This is a genomic window from Curtobacterium sp. MCLR17_007 (assembly GCF_003234655.2).
Classification (GTDB): domain Bacteria; phylum Actinomycetota; class Actinomycetes; order Actinomycetales; family Microbacteriaceae; genus Curtobacterium.
In genome coordinates, this window is record NZ_CP126271.1 from 3,101,889 (window position 1) to 3,123,078 (window position 21,190).

18 protein-coding genes are annotated in these 21,190 nt (G+C 68.1%); 7 read left to right on the forward strand and 11 right to left on the reverse strand.

The annotated features are described in order from the left end of the window. Positions 1-159: 159 nt before the first annotated feature. The 5 genes from DEJ13_RS14640 to nrdH all read right to left on the reverse strand — a co-directional run bounded on the left by DEJ13_RS14640 (position 160) and on the right by nrdH (position 5,870). The gene (locus DEJ13_RS14640) at positions 160-1,635 is read right to left on the reverse strand and encodes a P-loop ATPase, Sll1717 family (protein ID WP_146245280.1); all 1,476 of its coding nucleotides are present in this window, start codon (positions 1,633-1,635) and stop codon (positions 160-162) included. Between the two features lie 252 nt (positions 1,636-1,887). Beyond that, positions 1,888-2,889 (reverse strand): class 1b ribonucleoside-diphosphate reductase subunit beta, encoded by a 1,002-nt coding sequence (gene nrdF / locus DEJ13_RS14645; RefSeq protein WP_056119980.1) that lies wholly within the window; start codon positions 2,887-2,889, stop codon positions 1,888-1,890. 96 nt (positions 2,890-2,985) lie between these two features. Next, a complete protein-coding gene (gene nrdE, locus DEJ13_RS14650; RefSeq protein ID WP_111107544.1) occupies positions 2,986-5,091 on the reverse strand; it encodes a class 1b ribonucleoside-diphosphate reductase subunit alpha in 2,106 nt (701 codons plus the stop codon). Between the two features lie 17 nt (positions 5,092-5,108). After that, on the reverse strand, positions 5,109-5,525 hold the full coding sequence (nrdI, locus tag DEJ13_RS14655; RefSeq protein WP_056119983.1) for a class Ib ribonucleoside-diphosphate reductase assembly flavoprotein NrdI: 417 nt from the start codon (positions 5,523-5,525) through the stop codon (positions 5,109-5,111). Between the two features lie 111 nt (positions 5,526-5,636). Beyond that, on the reverse strand, positions 5,637-5,870 hold the full coding sequence (nrdH, locus tag DEJ13_RS14660; RefSeq protein WP_056119985.1) for a glutaredoxin-like protein NrdH: 234 nt from the start codon (positions 5,868-5,870) through the stop codon (positions 5,637-5,639). Positions 5,871-6,236: 366 nt separating this feature from the next. On the opposite strand from nrdH, the gene DEJ13_RS14665 reads away from it, so the two are divergent. Beyond that, positions 6,237-7,442 carry an MFS transporter gene (locus DEJ13_RS14665; protein WP_111107545.1) on the forward strand — a complete coding sequence of 402 codons (1,206 nt, stop codon included), beginning with the start codon at positions 6,237-6,239 and terminating at the stop codon, positions 7,440-7,442. 74 nt (positions 7,443-7,516) lie between these two features. Beyond that, entirely contained in the window at positions 7,517-8,335 is an 819-nt protein-coding gene (locus tag DEJ13_RS14670; protein WP_111107546.1) for an aldo/keto reductase, read from the forward strand. A 3-nt stretch (positions 8,336-8,338) separates the two neighbouring features. Here DEJ13_RS14670 and DEJ13_RS14675 read toward each other — a convergent pair whose 3' ends face one another. Beyond that, on the reverse strand, positions 8,339-8,668 hold the full coding sequence (locus tag DEJ13_RS14675) for a hypothetical protein (RefSeq protein WP_111107547.1): 330 nt from the start codon (positions 8,666-8,668) through the stop codon (positions 8,339-8,341). A 198-nt stretch (positions 8,669-8,866) separates the two neighbouring features. On the opposite strand from DEJ13_RS14675, the gene DEJ13_RS14680 reads away from it, so the two are divergent. Both DEJ13_RS14680 and DEJ13_RS14685 read left to right on the forward strand, forming a co-directional pair. Then, complete coding sequence (locus tag DEJ13_RS14680; RefSeq protein WP_146245281.1) at positions 8,867-9,691, forward strand: hypothetical protein; 825 nt, start codon at positions 8,867-8,869, stop codon at positions 9,689-9,691. Between the two features lie 68 nt (positions 9,692-9,759). Next, entirely contained in the window at positions 9,760-10,281 is a 522-nt protein-coding gene (locus tag DEJ13_RS14685; RefSeq protein ID WP_111107549.1) for a ribonuclease H family protein, read from the forward strand. Positions 10,282-10,460: 179 nt separating this feature from the next. Here DEJ13_RS14685 and DEJ13_RS14690 read toward each other — a convergent pair whose 3' ends face one another. Together DEJ13_RS14690 and DEJ13_RS14695 are read right to left on the reverse strand one after the other, a co-directional pair. After that, on the reverse strand, positions 10,461-10,712 hold the full coding sequence (locus tag DEJ13_RS14690; protein ID WP_111107550.1) for a DUF6458 family protein: 252 nt from the start codon (positions 10,710-10,712) through the stop codon (positions 10,461-10,463). A 59-nt stretch (positions 10,713-10,771) separates the two neighbouring features. Further along, positions 10,772-13,336, reverse strand: a complete 2,565-nt coding sequence (locus tag DEJ13_RS14695) for a DEAD/DEAH box helicase (protein ID WP_111107551.1) — start codon at positions 13,334-13,336, stop codon at positions 10,772-10,774. A 113-nt stretch (positions 13,337-13,449) separates the two neighbouring features. Between DEJ13_RS14695 and DEJ13_RS14700 the strand changes: the two genes are divergently transcribed. Continuing rightward, positions 13,450-14,478, forward strand: coding sequence for an LLM class flavin-dependent oxidoreductase (locus tag DEJ13_RS14700; RefSeq protein ID WP_111107552.1), 1,029 nt, complete (start codon positions 13,450-13,452; stop codon positions 14,476-14,478). Between the two features lie 376 nt (positions 14,479-14,854). Here the strand turns inward: DEJ13_RS14700 and DEJ13_RS14705 are convergent, their stop codons facing one another. Continuing rightward, a complete protein-coding gene (locus DEJ13_RS14705; RefSeq protein WP_111107553.1) occupies positions 14,855-17,344 on the reverse strand; it encodes a beta-glucosidase in 2,490 nt (829 codons plus the stop codon). 145 nt (positions 17,345-17,489) lie between these two features. On the opposite strand from DEJ13_RS14705, the gene DEJ13_RS14710 reads away from it, so the two are divergent. Both DEJ13_RS14710 and DEJ13_RS14715 read left to right on the forward strand, forming a co-directional pair. Further along, positions 17,490-18,083 carry a TetR/AcrR family transcriptional regulator gene (locus tag DEJ13_RS14710; protein WP_111107554.1) on the forward strand — a complete coding sequence of 198 codons (594 nt, stop codon included), beginning with the start codon at positions 17,490-17,492 and terminating at the stop codon, positions 18,081-18,083. A 160-nt stretch (positions 18,084-18,243) separates the two neighbouring features. Next, a complete protein-coding gene (locus DEJ13_RS14715) occupies positions 18,244-19,107 on the forward strand; it encodes an NAD-dependent epimerase/dehydratase family protein (RefSeq protein ID WP_111107555.1) in 864 nt (287 codons plus the stop codon). A 38-nt stretch (positions 19,108-19,145) separates the two neighbouring features. On the opposite strand, the gene DEJ13_RS14720 is transcribed toward DEJ13_RS14715, so the two are convergent. Together DEJ13_RS14720 and DEJ13_RS14725 are read right to left on the reverse strand one after the other, a co-directional pair. Beyond that, on the reverse strand, positions 19,146-20,762 hold the full coding sequence (locus DEJ13_RS14720) for a DUF7059 domain-containing protein (protein ID WP_111107556.1): 1,617 nt from the start codon (positions 20,760-20,762) through the stop codon (positions 19,146-19,148). Continuing rightward, complete coding sequence (locus tag DEJ13_RS14725; RefSeq protein WP_056120027.1) at positions 20,759-21,130, reverse strand: ArsR/SmtB family transcription factor; 372 nt, start codon at positions 21,128-21,130, stop codon at positions 20,759-20,761. Before DEJ13_RS14725 ends, DEJ13_RS14720 begins: the two co-directional genes overlap by 4 nt. Positions 21,131-21,190 lie beyond the last annotated feature (60 nt).

Genomic DNA, 21,190 nt, shown 5'->3' on the forward strand with positions numbered 1-21,190 from the left:
TTCCTCCATGACAATAACGCCTGACGCCGCGAGGACTACCGCCAGGCCGAAACAGCACTGCCAGTGACCTTCCTAATCAATTACCCGACAGAGATGCCCATTTGGCAATCCACAACCGTCCGGTAATGACAACACCAACCCGCGCCGCCAGGAAACCCATCACCATTTCAGATTGAACGCATAAACTAGAGAGGTGTGTAGCTCCCATGGGCCATGAGGGTTGAACTGATTCGCATCGCGGCGATGATAGAACTGCGTGTAGCCGGAGTTAGGATCATAATTACCCAGCGCCCCTTGGATGTATAAATACTCTCCTAGCTCCGCCAGCGGCAGCGCCTCTGGCATCGACGCGGCTTTAAACGCATCCGCAAATTGGTTCCGATTAACTCGCCGCTTCTTCAATGCGCTAAAGAAGCGAGGAATCGCGGTGATAACCTCGTCCTTGAGCAGTCCATGCGCCTCTGATTCGAGCTCATTCAGAAAATGATTGCGCGCGAACTCATCACGTGCCTTACGTACAGAACTCGCGGTCGGCAGTTGCCCTTTAAGCGTTTGCGATTGAATTGACTGGAAAAGCATACTAAAATCCCGCGGAGTGTATCTCGTCGATTCAACCAAAAACCGCAAACCCGGAACATGCCCGCCTGACCCAACAGGTACACTCCGGGGCACCGTCCCGATTAGATCTTGCTTGCTAATCTCCGCTTTCTTTGCGAGATAATCCCAAAGAGCAACATCTTTTACGTCGGCAGCTTCCGACCCCCATTCGATCCGGATACTCGAATCCGCAAGAATCTCTGCACTGTCCGAAAACCTGACACGGCGAAACACGTCAGACCGACACATGATAAGCAGATAGAGATTACTACCCGTGAACCTGGTATTCAGCTCGTTCCCCACGCGAATGAGCGACGCGACCGTGTCCCAATATGCCCGATTGTCTCCGATCGACTTGTCGAGACCATCGATGGACAGAAGATGACGGCTGACAGTCTCATCGCGGAGCACAAGAGCAAGAAGTGCATTGGCTATCTGGGCCGGACTCCACTGATCGGATTCCCATGCTCGGTCTTCCCGGCCCGCGTTCATGCCAAGCCCGGAGAAGAGGGCGGAAAACCCGGCGGAAATCTTTCGCTCTCGAACTTTACGGAGAACATTGGGGTAGTCGCGATCTGCAAGACCAACATCCTCGAGTTTTTGCATTAGGGCAGCCGCCTTCGTATCACGAGCGATCGAACTGCCGTTGTCACGAGAAAGAGACGACAAGAATTTGATAGCAATAAAAAGCCGCCATGCCGCATCTGTAGCAGTCGTGACATCGTGACTGACGAGCTGGCCAGTGATCGTGCTCAATGGGTTTTGAGTCTGATTGACCTGATCGAAGTCAATGTAGTCGGAATACACAAGGTCTATTCCCGCCGCCCTTCGCCAGCTGAGGTCTACGTACCTTGCAGCCGCGCTCTTCCCCGAGCCTTTCGGTCCCAAAAGCAAAAATCGCTCATGATTTGCCACCCGTGCTGGTATGTCATAGCGATCAAAATATGTACGAAAGAACTTTTCGGGATCAGCCGCATAATCCTTTTCAGCGGACGCACGGCCAAAGTACAATTTTTGGAATTCGTCTCCATGGATCAATCTAGATCACCCCTCCTTGAGGATCTTTCCATCCCGCGGGGCGATAGTCCAGGTTCAATTCGCGGGCGTACGTCTACAAATCCCATTTGCGTGTGATGTTTCAGCTAATCGTGGTGCCTCGTCAAGTATACTTGAAATATCATTGGGATACATGCTCCTCGTTTCGAGGAAACTTTGAATCTCAACCGAGCCCAAAACGACGAAACCCCGCAGCCGATCGGCGGCGGGGTTTCCGTCGGTGCTCAGTGAAACCTAGAAGTCCCAGTCCTCGTCCTCAGTGCTCTCCGCCTTGCCGATGACGTACGACGAGCCCGACCCCGAGAAGAAGTCGTGGTTCTCGTCCGCGTTGGGCGACAGCGCCGACAGGATCGCCGGGTTCACGTCCGTCGTCTCCTTGGGGAACATCGGCTCGTAGCCCAGGTTCATCAGCGCCTTGTTGGCGTTGTAGTGCAGGAACTTCTTGACGTCCTCGGTCAGCCCGACCTGGTCGTAGAGGTCCTGCGTGTACTGGATCTCGTTCTCGTACAGCTCGAACAGCAGGCTGAACGTGTAGTCCTTGATCTCCTGCTTGCGCTCTTCCGAAGCGCCTTCAAGCCCCTTCTGGAACTTGTACCCGATGTAGTACCCGTGGACGGCTTCGTCGCGGATGATCAGGCGGATCAGGTCAGCGGTGTTGGTGAGCTTCGCGCGCGAGGACCAGTACATCGGCAGGTAGAAGCCGGAGTAGAACAAGAACGACTCGAGCAGGGTCGACGCGACCTTGCGCTTCAGGGGGTCGTCACCGGTGTAGTAGTCGAGGACGATCTGCGCCTTCTTCTGCAGGTTCACGTTCTCCGTGGACCAGCGGAAGGCGTCGTCGATCTCGGGCGTCGACGCCAGGGTCGAGAAGATCGACGAGTAGCTCTTGGCGTGCACCGACTCCATGAACGCGATGTTCGTGTAGACCGATTCCTCGTGCGGGGTGATCGCGTCGGGGATCAGGCTGATCGCGCCGACGGTGCCCTGGATGGTGTCCAGGAGCGTCAGCCCGGTGAACACGCGCATGGTGAGCTGCTGCTCTTCCGGCGTGAGGGTGTTCCACGACTGCACGTCGTTCGACAGCGGCACCTTCTCGGGCAGCCAGAAGTTGTTGACGAGGCGGTTCCAGACCTCGACGTCCTTCTCGTCCTGGATGCGGTTCCAGTTGATCGCGCTGACCGAACGGATCAGCGGGACGGCTTTGCCGGTGGCGTGGACCGGGTCGGTGAGAGTCATTGCGTTCTTCCGGAAGTGGTGGATCGGAACAAGTACGGAACTGGAGGCGCGGAGCGGGGCCGCCCCGCGCCTCCAGTCAGGAGATCGCGACAGCGATCACAGCATGCAGCTGACGCAGCCCTCGACCTCGGTGCCCTCGAGGGCGAGCTGGCGCAGGCGGATGTAGTAGATCGTCTTGATGCCCTTGCGCCATGCGTAGATCTGGGCCTTGTTGATGTCACGCGTGGTGGCGGTGTCCTTGAAGAACAGCGTCAGGGACAGGCCCTGGTCCACGTGCTGCGTCGCCGCGGCGTACGTGTCGATGATCTTCTCGGCACCGATCTCGTACGCGTCCTGGTAGTAGTCCAGGTTGTCGTTCGTCATGAACGGCGCCGGGTAGTAGACGCGGCCGAGCTTGCCTTCCTTGCGGATCTCGATCTTCGACGCGATCGGGTGGATCGACGACGTCGAGTGGTTGATGTACGAGATCGAACCGGTCGGCGGGACTGCCTGCAGGTTCTGGTTGTAGATGCCGTGCTGCTGGATGGACGCCTTCAGCGCCTTCCAGTCGTCCTGCGTCGGGATCGTGATGTTCGCGTTGTCGAACAGCGATGCGACGCGCTGGGTCGCCGGCGTCCACGCCTGGTCGGTGTACTTGTCGAAGAACTCACCCGACGCGTACTTCGAGTCACGGAAGCCGTCGAAGGTCTCCCCCGTCTCGATCGCGATGTTGTTCGAGGCGCGCAGGGCGTGGAACAGCACCGTGTAGAAGTAGATGTTCGTGAAGTCGATGCCCTCTTCGGAGCCGTAGTACACGCGCTCACGAGCCAGGTAGCCGTGCAGGTTCATCTGGCCCAGGCCGATGGCGTGCGACTTGTCGTTGCCGTCCTCGACGGAGCGGACCGACGAGATGTGCGACATCTGCGACACCGAGGTCAGGCCGCGGATGGCGGTCTCGATGGTCTTGCCGAAGTCGGGCGAGTCCATCGTCAGCGCGATGTTCAGCGACCCGAGGTTGCAGGAGATGTCCTTGCCGATCTCCTTGTAGGACAGGTCCTCGTTGAAGGTGGTCGGGGTGTTCACCTGCAGGATCTCGGAGCACAGGTTCGACATGTTGATCCGGCCCTTGATCGGGTTGGCCTTGTTCACCGTGTCCTCGAACACGATGTACGGGTAGCCCGACTCGAACTGGATCTCCGCGATGGTCTGGAAGAACTCGCGCGCCTTGATCTTCGTCTTCTTGATGCGCGAGTCGTCGACCATCGCGCGGTAGTTCTCGGAGATCGGGACGTCGCCGAAGGGGACGCCGTAGACCTTCTCGACGTCGTACGGCGAGAACAGGTACATGTCCTCGTTGTTCTTCGCGAGCTCGAACGTGATGTCCGGCACGACGACGCCGAGGGACAGCGTCTTGATGCGGATCTTCTCGTCGGCGTTCTCGCGCTTGGTGTCGAGGAACTTCATGATGTCCGGGTGGTGGGCGCTGAGGTAGACCGCACCGGCACCCTGACGCGCACCGAGCTGGTTCGCGTAGGAGAAGGAGTCTTCCAGCAGCTTCATCACGGGGATAATGCCCGAGGACTGGTTCTCGATCTGCTTGATCGGGGCGCCGGCCTCGCGGATGTTGGAGAGCAGCAGGGCCACGCCGCCGCCGCGCTTCGAGAGCTGCAGCGAGGAGTTGATCCCGCGGGAGATCGACTCCATGTTGTCTTCGATGCGCAGCAAGAAGCAGGAGACGAGCTCACCGCGCTGCGCCTTCGCGGTGTTGAGGAACGTCGGGGTGGCGGGCTGGAAGCGGCCGGCGACGATCTCCTCGACGAGGTCGATCGCGAGCTGCTCGTTGCCCTGGGCCAGACCGAGCGCGGTCATGACGACGCGGTCCTCGAAGCGCTCCAGGTACCGCTTGCCGTCGAACGTCTTGAGCGTGTAGCTCGTGTAGTACTTGAACGCACCGAGGAACGTCTGGAACCGGAACTTCTTGGAGTACGCCAGGTCGTTGAGCTGCTGGATGAACTCGAGCGAGTACTGGTCGATCGTCGCCTGCTCGTAGTACTCGTTCTCGACCAGGTAGTCCAGCCGCTCCTTCAGGTTGTGGAAGAAGACGGTGTTCTGGTTGACGTGCTGCAGGAAGAACTGCTTGGCAGCTTCGCGGTCCTTGTCGAACTGGATGTTGCCGTTCGCGTCGTAGAGGTTGAGCATCGCGTTGAGGGAGTGGTAGTCCATCCCCGTCGTCGGCGACGTCAGATCGACGTCTGCAACTGCTGCGTCCAAAATGCATCCAATCCTGAGTTGACCGCGGACACGTCGTCCGGCGTGCCGAAGAGTTCGAAGCGGTAGAGCACGGGCACGTGGCACTTGCGAGCGACCACGTCGCCCGCCAGCCCGTAGGCCTCACCGAAGTTCGTGTTCCCCCCGACGACGACGCCCCGGATCAGTGACCGGTTGTGTTCGTCGTTGAGGAACTTGATGACCTGCTTGGGGACCGCTCCCTCGCCGTTGCCGCCACCGTAGGTGGGGAGGACGAGGACGTACGGTTCGTCCACGTGCAGGAACGGTTCGCTCGGGTAGAGCGGGATCCGGTCCGCGTCGCGGCCGAGCTTCTCGATGAAGCGTGCGGTGTACCCGGACACGCTCGAGAAGTAGACGAGTCGGCTCATGCTGCGCTCCCCGTGGAGAAGGTGCGGACTGACGGACCGGAGGGTGTCCCGGGGTGGTGGGTCGAGCCTCCTGATCGAGTTCGGTCCACCACCCGCCGGACGGGTGACGCGTTACGCCAGTTCGGCGCTGAGCGTGGCGATCTTGTCGGGGCGGAAGCCCGACCAGTGGTCGTCGTCGGTGACGACGACGGGGGCCTGCAGGTAGCCGAGGCTCTTGACGTGCTCGAGCGCGGCTTCGTCCGTGGAGACGTCGTGCACCTCGTACTCGATGCCCTTGTTGTCGAGGGCCCGGTACGTCGCGGTGCACTGGACGCAGGACGGCTTGGTGTAGACGGTGACGGCCATGTTTACCCCTGGTTCTGGGCTCGAATCCGGGCCCGAAGTTCTGGTGCTGTGCTGAGCACGACGCTACTACATGTTGTGCTCGATGATCGGTTGGACCACTAGAGGAAGTGTTACACCCCTGTAGTTCTCCACAACGCCATCCACAGTCTGTGGATTCCCCACAGCCCCGGATTTCCGCCAGTGTGGCAGCGACCACCGACACTCCCAACAGCCTGTGGAGGGGGTTGTCCCGAGGTGTGGAAACGGACGATCCGTACCCCTGCGTCGGCGTGTCTGAGAACGCCTCGCCGACGGCCTCCCGACCGCGCTCCCCCGGACGGGTGACACGGCCCGCGCGCCTGGCCGTCCGGTCCGTACACTCCTCTTGTGAGTACGTACGGGCCCCTGCTGAAGACCCCCGGGGTGGGTCGTGTGATCGCTGCCCAGCTCACCGCGCGCTTCCCGTTCGGCATGCTCTCGCTGGCGTACCTGCTGCACGTCGAGCACATCTTCGGCTCGTACGGATCCGCCGGCCTGGTGCTCGCGACCACCAGCGTCGGCCAGGCCATCGCCGGACCGCTCACCAGCCGCTGGATGGGCAGCTGGGGCATGCGGCCCGTGCTCATCCTGACCAGCCTGGTCGCGCTCGCGAGCATGGGCGTCATCGCCTTCGTGCTGATGCCGCTGTGGGCCTACGTCGTCATCGGGTTCATCGGCGGGCTCGCCGTCCCGCCCGTGCAGCCGGCGGTCCGCACCATCTACCCGAAGATGGTCACGTCGTCGCAGCTCACACCCCTGTTCTCGCTCGACGCCAGCGCGCAGGAGCTGATCTGGGTCGCCGGCCCGGTCATCACCACGTTCGTCGCGACGCAGATCGGCACCGTCGAGGCGATCGTCGTCGCGATGGTGTTCCTGGTGATCGGCGGGATCTGGTTCATCGCCTCCCCCGAGCTCGGCCGTGTCCGCATCCCCCGTTCCAAGCGCGCGTTCGGTGTCGTGCTCCGGCGTCCGTCCGTCGTCGTCGCCACGCTGACCGGGCTGCTGCTGATCGGGGCGTGCGCCGCGGTCGAGGCCGGCGTGATCAGCGCGTTCGGCGAGGGCAGCCCGAACGCCGGCATCGTCCTGGCGATCTTCGCGATCGGCTCGCTCGTCGGCGGGCTGGCGTTCGGCCACCGCCCCATCGCGCCGAACTCCCTCTGGGCTCGCATGCTCATCGTGTTCATCGGCCTCGGGCTCGCCACGTTCGGCACCGGGTTCTGGTGGCTCGCGTTCGCGCTGCTCATCGCCGGCGGCGGCATCGCACCGGCGCTGACGGTGATGTTCGGCTCGGTGTCGGCGACGGTGAAGTTCTCCGACACCGCCGAGGCCTACGGCTGGATGGGCACCGGCCAGCTCATCGGCGCCGCGGGCGGTTCGGCGGTCGCGGGGTTCCTCATCGACCTGCACGGTGCGACGGGCGGACTGGTCGTCGGTGCGGCGGCCGCGTTCGTGGGGGTGCTGCTGCCGCTGGTCGCGAAGCGGTGGCTCCCCGACCTGCGCGGGCGCGACGCCAGCCCCATCCCCGACACCGAGCCGGTGGTCCTGCCCACCTGAGCGTCACGGTCCGGTTCTCCACAGACCGGACGGGAGGCCCCACTCGCCCCCGCCGCGACCGGCAGGATGGACGCATGGTCACCTCCAGCCCCCTCCGCGACGGTCGGAGCATCCCCGCCGTCGGCTTCGGCGTGTACAAGGTCGACGATGCTGAAGCCGCGACCGCGGTCGGCACCGCCCTCGCCGCCGGGTACCGGCACGTGGACACCGCCGAGATGTACGGCAACGAGCGCGGCGTCGGGGCAGCGGTCCGCGCCTCCGGTCTCGATCGCGACGACGTGTTCGTGACGACCAAGGTGTGGAACGACCACCAGGGGCGCGATGCGACACTGCGGGCGTTCGACGCCAGCCTCGAGCGGCTGGGGATGGACGCCGTCGACCTCTACCTGATCCACTGGCCGGCGGCCGCGAACGACCGCTACATCGAGACCTGGCGCACCCTGGTCGAACTCCACGACTCCGGACGAGCGCGCAGCATCGGGGTCTCGAACTTCCAGGTCCCGCACCTCGAGCGCCTCATCGACGAGACGGGCCAGGTCCCCGTGCTGAACCAGGTCGAGCGCCACCCATGGCTGCCACAGTGTGAGCTCATCGAGTTCCACGCGCGGCACGACATCGTGACCGGAGCCTGGTCGCCGCTCGGTCGCGGGCGACTCGTCGACGAGCCCGTCCTCACCCGCATCGCCGAGCGGCACGGGGTCAGCGTCGCCCAGGTGCTGGTGCGGTGGAACGTGCAACAGGGGGTCGTAGTGCTGCCGAAGTCGGTGACCCCGTCGCGCATCCGGTCGAACCTCGACGTCGACGGCTTCGCGCTGACGCAGGACGACCTCGACGCCATCGCGACGCTCGAGTCCGGGCAGCGGACGGGCTCCCACCCGGACTCGGTGGCGTAGCGGTCAGCCCTGGCGGTCCTCCTCGGACTGCCACGGCAGGTGCAGGTCACCCGGCTCGGGCTCGACGTCGCCCGCGTCGTCGGCTCCGCCGGTGCCCGGCGCCGCCACGATGCGGGACGGGTCGATGCCGTCCTCACGCAGGTCGTCGTCGTCACGCTGCAGGGTCTGCGAGGCCTCGGTCTCCCGCTCGCTCGACGGGCTGTACGAGGTGTCCGCGGCTCGCTGCTCGTCGCGTGATGCCGCATTGACGTCATCGCCGTGCGCGGCGTTCTGCAGCGCCTCCGATCGAGCTCGGTCGTCGGACGCTTCGGGACCGCTGATGTCGCTGCTCATGGTGTTCCTCTCGTTGCCCACGACGCTAGGCGTGCGACGCCGCCCCGCTCCCAGCGCCGCTGTGCCCCGTTCCCAGTTCTGGGGCGGGCAGCCGTCCGTCGCGGCGCTCGACCGCGCGTCCTGAGAACGGTTCGGTCACGACGCTTGTCGCCCCTTCCAGGACGCAACTACCATCGTGCTCGGATCGAGGGGGAGAACATGGATCGACGACCGTTCCTGGTCGCAGCCGCAGGTGGGGTGGCCCTGGCGGTGGCACTGACCGGGTGCAGCGTGCTGCGCGGTGGCGATGATCCCGTGCCCCGTCCGAGCCGCGCGGCGCAGACCAGCGCTCCCGGTCCGACCGCCGACCCGACGGTGCAGGCCGTGTCGATGGACCCGCCGTCGATCGCCGTGGGCACAGTGCTCACCGAGACCGACGTCACCTCGCCGTCCGGTCGCACGTTCATCCACGTGCGCGTGGTCGTCGCCGACGATGGCTCCTTCCGCACCGAGCTCTCCGGGTACCGCTCGACCGAGGCCCAGGCGATGACGCTCGAGTTCCGCCGCACGGTCCCGAAGCCAACGGACGGCCCGGGGCACGACTACGGCCAGGTGCAGTGGCAGGCGGACGCACAGCCGCCGGCGTCGTCCCCGCTCGACGACGTCGGGGCTCGCCCGGACTTCCTCGAGAGCGTCGTCCTCATCCCCACGGTCACGACCGACGCGAACGGCACGGTCGACGCGCCCGAGTGGGCAGGCCACGTCCTGGCGGTCGCGCCCCTCACCTGGCTCGTCCCGAACCCCTACCCCGACCTCACGGTCACCAGGGGTGCGGCACGGCCCGGTGCCTACGGGGTCGTGACCACCACGGACAGCCGCAAGGCCGACTACTTCGTCTCCCACGGCGACGACCAGGTCACGGTCGCCAAGCGCTTCGGCATCACCGTGCCCGAGCTCCGCTGGATGAACCCGGACATGCAGGTCGCCTCGAACGGATGGCTGACCGAGAACGACCACCTGAACCTGGACCCCTCGGCCCGCTGACCCGGACCTGGCGGACCACGGCGGTCCGCTACCGTTGTCGGGCACCCGCCACACCCCAGGAGGTCCCCGTGACGATCGTCGCAGCAGCAGACGGCTCAGCCCTCGGCAACCCCGGCCCGGCCGGGTGGGCCTGGTACGTCGACGACGACCGCTGGGCGGCGGGCGGGTGGCCCCGCGGCACGAACAACCAGGGCGAGCTCACCGCGGTGCTCCAGCTGCTGCACGCGACCGAGCACACCGGCGAACCGCTGCACATCCTCTGCGACAGCCAGTACGCCATCAAGGCCTGCACCGAGTGGCTCGCGGGCTGGAAGCGCAAGGGCTGGCGCAAGGCGGACGGCAAGCCCGTGCTCAACGTCGAGATCATCAAGGAGCTCGACGAGGCCCTGCAGGGCCGCAAGGTCACCTTCGAGTGGGTCCGCGGCCACATGGGCCACGAGATGAACGAGGCCGCCGACGTCCGCGCCCGCGGTGCCGCGACGGCCTACCAGAACCGCACCGACGTCCCGACCGGCCCGGGGTGGCCGGGGGTCGAGGTCGCCGAGCCCGCCGCCCTGCCCGAGCCGACCCCGCCCGCCACGCTCTTCTGAGACGGCGTTCCGGAACCGTTCTGAGACGGCGTTCCGGAATCGCCCTGCCGAATCCGGTTCGTCAGCGCCGGGCTTCGCCCACCGGATTCGTCACCGACTGGAACGGGATCCAGTGCCCCTGGGTGATGCACTGACGGGCCCGGGCGCGAGCGCCCGGACCCGTCGGTGAGCCAGTCGTCTCAGTAGGTTCCGTCGCGGCGGTCCTGACGGGTGATCTGCTCTCCCGAGGCCGGGTCGACGCCCGAGCGCGTCGTCGTGGTGGTGCGACGACCGCCGAAGCCGACCGCCAGGCTGATGATGAGCAGCACCACGCCGGCGGCGATCAGGATGTAGCCGATGAGCTTCAGGTCGATGCCGGCGACCTGGTAGTCGACCGCGAACGCGACGATGGCGCCGATCACGATCAAGGCGATGCTGGAGCCGATGCGCATGGTGGTTCCCTTCCGAGGAGTCACGCCGAAGGTACCCGCCGCGGCCCCTCCCCGCCCGGTCAGTCGACGTCGACCTCGGCCCACCCGTCGAACCGCCCGATCTCGGTGACGGTCACGACGGCTTCACCGGCCTCGTCGGACGCATCGAGGTCGATCGTCGCCGAGAACCCGAAGTCCTTGTCGCCGGCCGGGTCGGCGAAGATCTGCCGTGCCCGCCACGTGCGGCCCTGCTCCGACAGCACCAGGTACTGCATCGACCGCGCCTCGGCGTCGATCCCGATGGTGTCGTGCTCGTCGTAGTACTCCTCGAGCACGGCGTCCCACTCGTCCTGCCCGAAGCCCGCGGCCCCGTCGAGCGACGCGAGCGTCTCGACGTCGTCGCGGGCAGCGAGCAGCACGCGTTGGAACAGCGCGTTCCGCACGAGCACGCGGAAGGCGCGGACGTTGCCAGTGAGTCGCGCGGGCTGCGGCGGGGCGATCTCCTCGTGTTCCGCCGAGGCGAGCGCCACGTCCCCGTTGACCAGGGCCTCCCACTCGTCGACCAGGGACGAGTCGACCTGGCGCACCAGCTCGCCGAGCCACTCGATCAGGTCGTCGAGCTCGGGCGTGCGCTGGTCCTCCGCGATCGTCTGCCGCATCGTGCGGTACGCGTCGGACAGGTAGCGGAGCACGAGCCCCTCGGAGCGGGTGAGCTGGTAGAACCGCACGAAGTCGCCGAAGGTCATCGCCCGCTCGTACATGTCACGGACGACGGCCTTGGGCGACAGCGTGAAGTCGAGCACCCACGGCTGCTCGGCGGCGTAGGCCTCGTAGGCGGCGGTCAGCAGTTCGTCGAGCGGCTTCGGCCAGGTGACCTCCTCGAGCAGCTCCATGCGCTCCTCGTACTCGATGCCCTCCTGCTTCATCCGCGCGACCGCCTCGCCGCGCTCCTTGAACTGCTGCTGCGACAGGATCGCCCGCGGGTCGTCGAGTGTCGCCTCGACGATCGAGACCATGTCCAGCGGGTACGTCGGGGACTCCGGGTCGAGCAGTTCGAACGCGGCGAGCGCGAACGGCGACAGCGGCTGGTTCAGCGCGAAGTTCTGCTGCAGGTCGACCGCCAGCCGGTAGGACACCGGAGGCCCCGGGACGCGTTCGACGACCTGCGCGGTGATGAGCGTGCGGGCGATGGTCAACGCGCGCCGGGCCATCGCGAGCTGTCGGGAGCGCGGCTCGTGGTTGTCGAACACGAGCGACCGGACGGCACCGAACGTGTCCCCTCCGCGCGCGATGACGGACAGCACCATCGCGTGCGTGATCCTCATGCGCGAGACCATCGGCTCCGGTTCGGCACCGATGAGCCGCTCGAAGGAGGCCTGCCCCCACGAGACGAACCCGTCGGGAGCCTTCTTGCGCTTGATCTTGTTCTTCTTCTTCTGGTCGTCCCCGGCCTTGGCGACGGCGCGGGCGTTCTCGATGTCGTGCTCGGGCGCCTCGGCGATCACGTCACCCTCGGTGTCGTAGCCCGCGCGCCCGGCACGGCCGGCGATCTGGTGGAACTCACGGGCGGACAGCTGCCGCATCTTCGTGCCGTCGAACTTCGTCAGCCCGGTCAGCAGCACCGAGCGGATCGGGACGTTGATGCCGACGCCCAGGGTGTCCGTGCCGCAGATGACCGGCAGCAGTCCGCGCTGCGCCAGCTGTTCGACGAGTCGCCGGTACTTCGGCAGCATGCCCGCGTGGTGCACGCCGATGCCGGCACGGATCAGGCGGGACAGGGTCTGCCCGAACCCGGAGCTGAAGCGGAAGCCCGCGATGGCCTCGGCGATCTCGTCCCGGCGCTCGCGCGAGGCCACCTTCGCCGACATCAGGGCCTGCGCACGTTCGAGTGCCGCGGCCTGGGCGAAGTGCACGATGTAGATCGGCGCCTTGCCCTCGTCCAGCAGCCGTTCGACGGTCTCCTGCACGGGCGTCGTCACGTACTCGTACTCGAGCGGCACGGGACGCGAGACCCCGGTCACGCGCGCCGTCGGTCGACCCGTGCGCCGGGACAGGTCGTCGGCGATCGTGGTGACGTCACCGAGCGTGGCGGACATCAGCAGGAACTGCGCGCGCTCGAGCACCAGCAGCGGCACCTGCCACGCCCACCCGCGGTCGGCGTCGCCGTAGAAGTGGAACTCGTCCATGACGACCACGTCGACCTCGGCGTCCGGACCCTCGCGCAGCGCCAGGTTGGCCAGGATCTCGGCGGTGCAGCAGATGATCGGTGCGTCCCCGTTGACGCTCGAGTCACCGGTGACCATGCCGACGTTCTGCGCGCCGAAAAGGTCGACGAGCTGGAAGAACTTCTCGGACACGAGCGCCTTGATCGGCGCGGTGTACCAGCTGCGCTTGCCCTCGGCCATCGCCGCGAAGTGCGCGCCGGCCGCCACGAGCGACTTGCCCGTGCCGGTCGGGGTGCTGAGCACGACGTTGGCCCCCGAGACCAGCTCGATGACCGCCTCGTCCTGCGCCGGGTACAGCGGCCGCCCGCCGGACTCGGCCCAGTCGGCGAACGCCTGGTACACGGCGTCCGGGTCGACGACACCGCCGGGCGCCGCAGGCATGGCGGCGACGAGTGGTGGCTGGGTGGTGACGTCGGTCATGCGACCATCCTCCCAGCAGGACGGGAGGCCCGTGGCGGGGCCCGCCAGGAGCCTCCCGTCCGCACCGTTGCCGACTGGAGGCGCTGCTCGATACGCGCGCATAGACTCGCGTCGTGCGCGAACTCGGCTTCCTCTCCTTCGTCCCGAACCACGGCGGGCCCGCTGGTGCCGCCGCCGCCCTCGAGGACGGCCTGCGGCTGTTCGAGACGGCGGAACGCCTGGGCTACGGCACCGGCTGGGTGCGCGGACGGCACTTCGAGCCGTTCCTGACCAGCCCGATGACCTTCTTCGCCGCCGCAGCGCAGCGCACCAGCACGATCGGCTTCGGCACCGCGGTCCTCGGCATGCGCTACGAGGACCCGGTCCGCCTGGCCGAGGACGCCAGCACGGTCGACCTGCTCAGCGGCGGCCGCGTGCAGCTCGGCATCAGCACGGGCATCGCCGGGTACGGCCCGATCCTCGACCCCGTGTTCGGCAGCGTCGAGCGGAGCTTCCGCGACGAGGCCGAGGCCCGTGCCGCTCGCCTGCTCGAGGTGCTGGACGGGGCGCCCCTCGGTACCTCGGGCAAGGGGTACGAGAGCATCCCGGCCGGTGCCGACCTGACCCTGCAGCCGCTCAGTCCCGACCTGCGCGGCCGGGTGTGGTGGGGCGGCGGCAGCATGGGCACCGCGGTGCGCACTGCTGAGAAGGGGCTGCTGCTGCACTGCTCGACCCTGAACACCGAGGACACCGGCGAGCCCTTCGCGGTGGCCCAGGCCGCGCAGATCGAGGCATACCGCGAGCGCTTCGCCGCGCTGCAGGCCGCGGGCGAGCACGTCGGCCGGACGCCGAAGGTCGCGGTCGGCCGCATCGTGGTCCCCCTGCTCGACGAGCACGACCGTCAGGTGCACGAGGAGTTCCTGACCGGGTACGCCTCGGGCATGGACGACGAAGGGCGACCGCTGTCGGGCAACCCGCCGTTCCGGTTCAGCAAGGTCGTCGCGGGCGAACCGGCGGCGATCGTGGACGCACTGCGCGCGGACCCCGCCGTCAGCGCGACGAACGAACTCGTGATCACCCTGCCGGCGAACGGGGACGCGGCCTCGCACGAGCGGATCCTGACCGTCATCGCCGAGGAGATCGCCCCGCACGTGCGCGACTGACGGCGCGCAGGTGCATCCGGCGGAGGCCGACTCGGGATGGTGAGGTCCGGTGGCCTCACGCCGGATGACCATCTCGTCCCTGATCCGTCCGAGATGGTGCACTCATCGTTCCACTCTTCGCGTCGTTTGTCACCGCACAATCGACTGCTACTCAGCAAATCGGGATCATCGGACGCGGAACAACGATGCGCCCCCGCGAGAACGCGGGGGCGCATCTGACGCACCGGGACAACCGGGGCTCCGTCGGCCGGATCAGGAGGCCGTGTCGCACGCTCGGCGATCCCATGGCGGTGCGTACGTCGACGGTAACCAGCCGCCTGACGCTGGAGTCATGTTACTCACGGCACACGTCCGAGCGCGGAAACCGGACCGATCTTCAGGAGACGTCCACCTCGACGGAGTCGACCTCGTCGACGACCGAGGTCCCGACGTGCAGCGTGACGGTCCCCGGTTCGTACGCCCAGGCACCGTCCCAGTGCGCGAACGCCCGCGCGGGCACCCTGACGGACACCTCGGTGGACTCGCCGGCGTCCAGGCGCACCGGGGCGAAGCCGACGAGCCAGCGCACCGGACGGTCGACCGACGACGTCTCGCGCGAGGCGTAGACCTGCACGACCTGCTTGCCGGCCCGGTCCCCGGTGTTCGTGGCGACCGCGGTCACGACGACCTCGCCGCCCGCGCGCACCGACGGCGTCGCCGTGACGTCCTCGATCGTCCAGTTCGTGTAGCCGAGGCCGTGGCCGAACGGGTACGCGGGTGTGACGCCCGCGCGCAGCCATGCCCGGTAGCCAATGTGCACCCCCTCGTCGTAGGAGACCCTGCCGTCGACCGGGGTCACGTCGAGCACGGGGACGTCGGCCATCGCGACGGGCCAGGTCGTGGGCAGGCGCCCGCCGGGCTCGCGCGCGCCGGTCAGGACGTCGGCCAGGGCGTTGCCGTACTCCTGCCCGCCGAACCAGGTCAGCAGCACCGCGGCCACGTCGTCGCGCCAGGGCATCTCGACCGGGGACCCGGCGTTGACGACCACGACGGTGCGCGGGTTCGCGGCGACGACCGCCGCGACGAGCTCGTCCTGGTGCCCGGGCAGGGCGAGCGAGGTCCGGTCGTAGCCCTCGGACTCGACCTTCGAGTTCGTGCCGACGACGACGACGGCGACGTCGGCGGCCCGTGCGGCGGCCACGGCGGCGTCGATCAGCACGGCGGGGTCGTCGTCCGAGGGCTCGGTGCCGAACTGGTAGGCCAGCACCCCGCCGAGCGTCTCGTCCTGCACCACGTCGTGCTCGATGCGGATCGCCACCGGCTGGCCCTCGGTCACCCGGACGGGCACCGAGCGCGCCGGCGGGTTCAGGAACGCAGCACCGAGCTGGTCGCCCTCGTACGGCACGTCCTCGTCGAGCACGAGTTCGTCGTCGACCCACATCCGCGAGCGTCCGGCGGCGCCGATGCCGATCCGGACGGTCCCGGTGGACTGCGCGGTGTACGTGGTCGTGATGTCGAGCCGGTCCGCCTCGCGCGTCGGGGCGTCGCCGCCGAACCAGAACAGCGCGGTCGCCTGCCGGTCCTCGACGTACAGCTCCTGTCCGTCGCGGACGAACGCCACGCGGGCGCCGGGCTCCCCCGTGCCCGGGTTGGTGATCGTCGACAGCGGGAACTCGGCGATGCCCTCCTGCACGACGGCACCGATGGCGTACTCGACGGTCGCCGCCGGGTACGCCGCGCGGATGCCGTCGAGGGGCGAGACCACCGAGGACGGCACGACCGTCGCCGATCCCCCGCCCTGGGTGCGCGCCTGGTCGGCGTTGTGCCCGATGACCGCGATGCGGGTCGGGGCAGCGGCGTCGTCCGGGCCGGCGAGCGGCAGGAGGCCGGTGTTGCGGACGAGGACGGTGCCCTCGGCCTCGGCCTCGCGGACGAACGCGATGCCGTCCTCGACGTTCCCCGGGGTGGCGGCCACCGCGTCGAACCCCTCGAGTGCTCCCACCCGGGCGGCCAGGGTCAGGATGCGGTGCACCTTGCGGTCGACGGCTGCCATCGGCACGTCCCCGGACCGCACGGCCTCCAGCAGCGGCCCCTCGCTCCACCACGGGTTCGGTCCGGGCATGGCGACGTCCTGCGACGCCTTGGCCGCAGCCACCGAGCGCACCCCGGTCCAGTCGGACACGACGATGCCGTCGAAGCCCCACTCCGAGTTGAGCGGCGTCTCGAGCAGGTCGTTCTCGGACGCGGTCACGCCGTTGATGCCGTTGTACGAGGACATGAGCGCCCAGGCGTGTGCCTCGGTGACGGCCTTCTCGAACGCCAGCAGGTACAGCTCGCGGAGCGCCCGGTCGGACACCTCGGTCGACGCGGTGAAGCGGTCGGTCTCGTAGTCGTTCGCGACGTAGTGCTTGGGCGTCGCCGCGACGCCGTTCTCCTGCACGCCCGCCACGTAGGACGCGGCGAGGTCGCCGGTGAGCACCGGGTCCTCGCTGAACGCCTCGAAGTGCCGGCCGCCCAGCGGGGACCGGTGCAGGTTGATCGTCGGGCCGAGCACGACGTCGACGCCCTTGCGGCGGGCCTCGACGGCAGCGGCCGCTCCGTAGCGCTTCGCGATCGCGCGGTCCCAGCTCGCCGACAGTGCCGTTGCCGAGGGCAGGTTGAGGGACGGGTCACGCTCGTCCCAGACCTCCCCGCGCACGCCGGACGGACCGTCGGACATGAGCATCGGCCGCAGCCCGATCTCGTCGACCGGCCAGGTCGTCCAGAAGTCGCGGCCGGTGAGCAGCTGCGCCTTCTGCTCGGTGCTCAGGCGCCCGACGAGCGCGTCGATGCGCTCGTCCAGGGGCTCCGGAGCGGAGGCGGAGCCCAGGTTCTCGACGGTCGTCACGGTGATCGGTCCTCATCGTTCCAGCGGGTGGGTCACGCCGTGGGACCAGTGCTCCCGGACCGTCGACGGCGACTCCGCTGAGGCTAGCAGCAAAACCGTACCAGGCTCGGTTTTCACGGCGGAGTCCTGGCGGTACAGTCCTGCCATGACACGACGGGGTTCGTACGCCAAGGGCATCGCCAAGCGGGAGGAGATCCTCACCGTGGCGCTCGAACTCGTCGCACGCCAGGGCTTCCGTCGGACCAGCATCAAGGACATCTCCGACGCGGTGGGCCTGACGCAGGCCGGTCTGCTGCACTACTTCGACTCGAAGGACGACCTCTGGGTCGAGATCCTCCGGCGGCGCGACGCGATCGACAACGCGGCCGAGTGGCACGCGAACGACCCCGGCGAGCTGCTGTCGGCGATCGTCCGGCACAACGCCGAGGTCCCCGGGCTGGTGCAGATGTTCGTCAACCTGTCGGCAGCGGCAGCCACCGACCCGGAGCACCCCGCGCACACCTACTTCCGCGAGCGCTACGCGAACTCCCGCCGCACCATGGCGGCCGACTTCCGCGCGATGCAGCAGGACGGACGGCTCCGCTCGGACGTCGACCCGGAGCAGCTGACGAGCGTGCTGCTCGCCGTCTCCGACGGCATGCAGATCCAGTGGCTCTTCGACCCGTCGCGCGACATGGCGACCCACGTCGAGCTGGTCACGCGCCTGGCCGTCGCACAGGTCGCCGCGGCGACGTCGTAGCGCGTCGCGCCGTCGACCCGTCCCACCGCTCGGGAGGCCCGGTACGGTCCCGGCGAGCCAGGTACCGCCAGTGCCTGGTCGCGCCCAGGGCCGGCACGGCAGGATGGGACCGGCCAACAGGCACGGGCGAGAGCCCGACTCGACGATGAGCGGAGACGCGATGACACGCGTAGTGGTGACCGGCGGCAGTGGCAAGCTCGGACGAGCGGTGGTGCGCGACCTCGACGAGCACGGGTACGACGTGGTCCTGCTCGACCGCGTGCCCTCGCCCGACAAGCCGGAGCGGGTGCAGTTCGTCCGCATCGACCTGACGGACTACGGGCAGGTGCTCAACGCCCTGCTCGGGATCGACGACCGGTACGACTCGGTCGACGCCGTCGTGCACCTCGCCGCGGTCCCGGCCCCGGGTCAGGTGCCCGACGTCGCGCTCATCACGAACAACGTGACCGCGTCGATCAACGTCTTCCACGCTGCCCGGGCGGCCAAGATCACGAACGTGGTCTGGGCCTCGAGCGAGACGCTGCTCGGCATCCCGATGGGCGAGCACCACCCGCCCTACCTGCCCGTCGACGAGGACTTCCCCGTCCGGCCGCAGTCCTCGTACTCCCTCGGCAAGGCCGTGGAAGAGGAGATGGCCCGCCACTTCACCCGCTGGGACCCGACGCTCAAGATGATCGGGCTGCGGTTCTCGAACGTCATGGACGAGACCGACTACCCGTCGTACCCGTGGGACGCCACCCCCGAGGCCAAGACCTTCAACCTGTGGTCTTACATCGACAGCCGCGACGGCGCCCAGGCCGTGCGCAAGGCCCTCGAGAGCGAGCTCACCGGCTTCGAGGCCTTCGTGATCGCCAGCCCCGACACCGTGATGGACACCCCGACGATCGAACTCGTCGAGCGCTTCGTCCCGGACATCGAACGCCGCAGCGACATCGACGGCGTCAGTTCGCTGCTGTCGAGCGACAAGGCCCGCGAGCTCCTCGGCTACGACCCGCAGCACTCCTGGCGCGACCACCGCTCCTGATCAGCGGGACGGGCTGCTGACGTCGGCGCGAGTCGGGTTCACGCGGGCAGCAGCAGCCCGTCGAGCACCAGGTCGCGGGCGGCGGGCAGCAGGTCCGCCGCCAGCGCCTGCTCGTCGACTCCGGTGATCTGCGCCAGTGCGCCGACGATGGCCGCGACGGACAGCTCGCCGTCGCACGCACCCACGAACGCGGCGAGCGCGGTGTCGGCGTCGACTCGACGACCGAAGCCACCGCCCTGCACCAGGGTCATGACCGTCGGGTCGTCGTTGCCCGGCCAGTAGTAGCGTTCCTCGGTCACGTCGCCCGCGACCCGCAGGTGTGCGGCCGCGAGTGCCGCGTCGTCGTGCGCGGCGAGCCAGGCCGCCGCGTCGAGGACCCGGGCGACCGTCGCGCCGAGCCCCGCGGGGTTGGAGCCGAGCGTCTCGGGGACGCGCTCGAAGCGGCGGAGCTGCACCGTGCCTCCCGTCGGGACCTTCCGGACCACCACGTAGCCGAAGCCGACCCCGGTGACCCTGCGCGCCTGGAAGTCGTCGAGCCAGGCCGCCACCAGGCGGTCGAACTCCGGGGTGCCGGGCTTCGTGCCGCCGTCGCGGATCCAGGTCTCGGCGTACGTCGCCGGGTCCTGGCGCTCCCGCTCGACGACCCAGGCGTCGAGGTCGGTGCCCGCGAACCAGGCGCGGACGCGGTCGAGCCCGTCGACGCCCCAGTGGTACTCCCAGTTGCCGAGGAGCTGCGCGGTGCCACCCGGTGTCAGGTGGTCCGCGAGCCCGGTGAGCACGGTCTCGACGAGCGCGTCGCCGACCATCCCGCCGTCGCGGTACTCGTAGGACGGCACGCCCTCGGTGCGGGGCGTGATGACGAACGGCGGGTTCGACACGATCCGGTCGAAGCGCTCGCCGGCCACGGGCTCGAACAGCGAGCCGAGGCGGAAGTCGATGCCGTCGAGGCCGTTCAGCTGGGCGTTGAAGCGCGCGATGTCGAGCGCACGGCGGGAGATGTCCGTCGCGACGACCTCGTCCGCGAAGCGTCGGGCGTGCATCGCCTGGATGCCGCAGCCGGTGCCGAGGTCGAGCACCCGGTGGACGGGCACGGGGACCTGCAGGCCGCTCAGTGTGGTGGTCGCACCGCCGATGCCGAGCACGTGCTCTTCGTCGAGGGCCGCGCCGAGGGCGAGCTCCCCGAGGTCCGACATGATCCACCAGCTGCCGGCACCCGCGTCGTCGACGAAGGCGTACGGGCGCAGGTCGACCGTCGGCACCACGTCCGGCTCGGTCAGGTGGGCGATGCGCTCCGGGTCACGCTGGTCGACCAGCGCCTCGGGGTGCACCAGCGCGGGTTCCAGCCGGAGGAGTCCGGCACCCACGAGCGCGTCGACGCCGACGGTCGGCAGGGCACGGTCCGCGAGGCTCCGGGGCACGCGCACGCCGAGCACGAAGAGCTCGGCGAGCGTGTACCGCGGCAGGAGCGCCTCGGTCAGCCGCTCGCGCGCGCCGCGGACGGCGGCGATCCGGTTGCCGCGGTGCAGGGCCGCGGCCGCGTCGGCACCCCAGAGCGCGTCGACGCCCTCGACGGTGAAGCCGGCGGCGGTCAGGTCGGCGCGCAGGGCATCGGTCACGGCGACGTCGGCGACGACGTCGGGCAGCACGTGGCTCATGCGCCGAGGTCCTCGCGCAGCAGTGCAGCGGGCACCTGCCACGCGAACACCAGGTCCAGCAGGCCCGGGAACCGCTGCTCGACCTCGTCGGCACGGACGCGGCTGACGCGGGTGAGTCCCTCGAGGTGCTGTTCGAGGAGCCCGGCCTCACGCAGCACGCGGAAATGGTGGGTCAGCGTGGACTTCGGGCGGTCGATCCCGACCCACCCGCACGAGCGCTCGCCACCGGCGGCGTCGACCAGGTACCGGTGCAGGATCGCCAGACGGATCGGGTCGGACAGGGCGTCCATCACGACCGGGAGGTCCATCTCGGCCGCCGTCGGCTGCGGGAGACGTTCCGGTGCGGCCAGCTCCACGGGTTCGGGCATGCACGGGACGCTACCACCGTTCACCTCACAGTACGACTTGCGTCGTACAGGGCGGGTGCG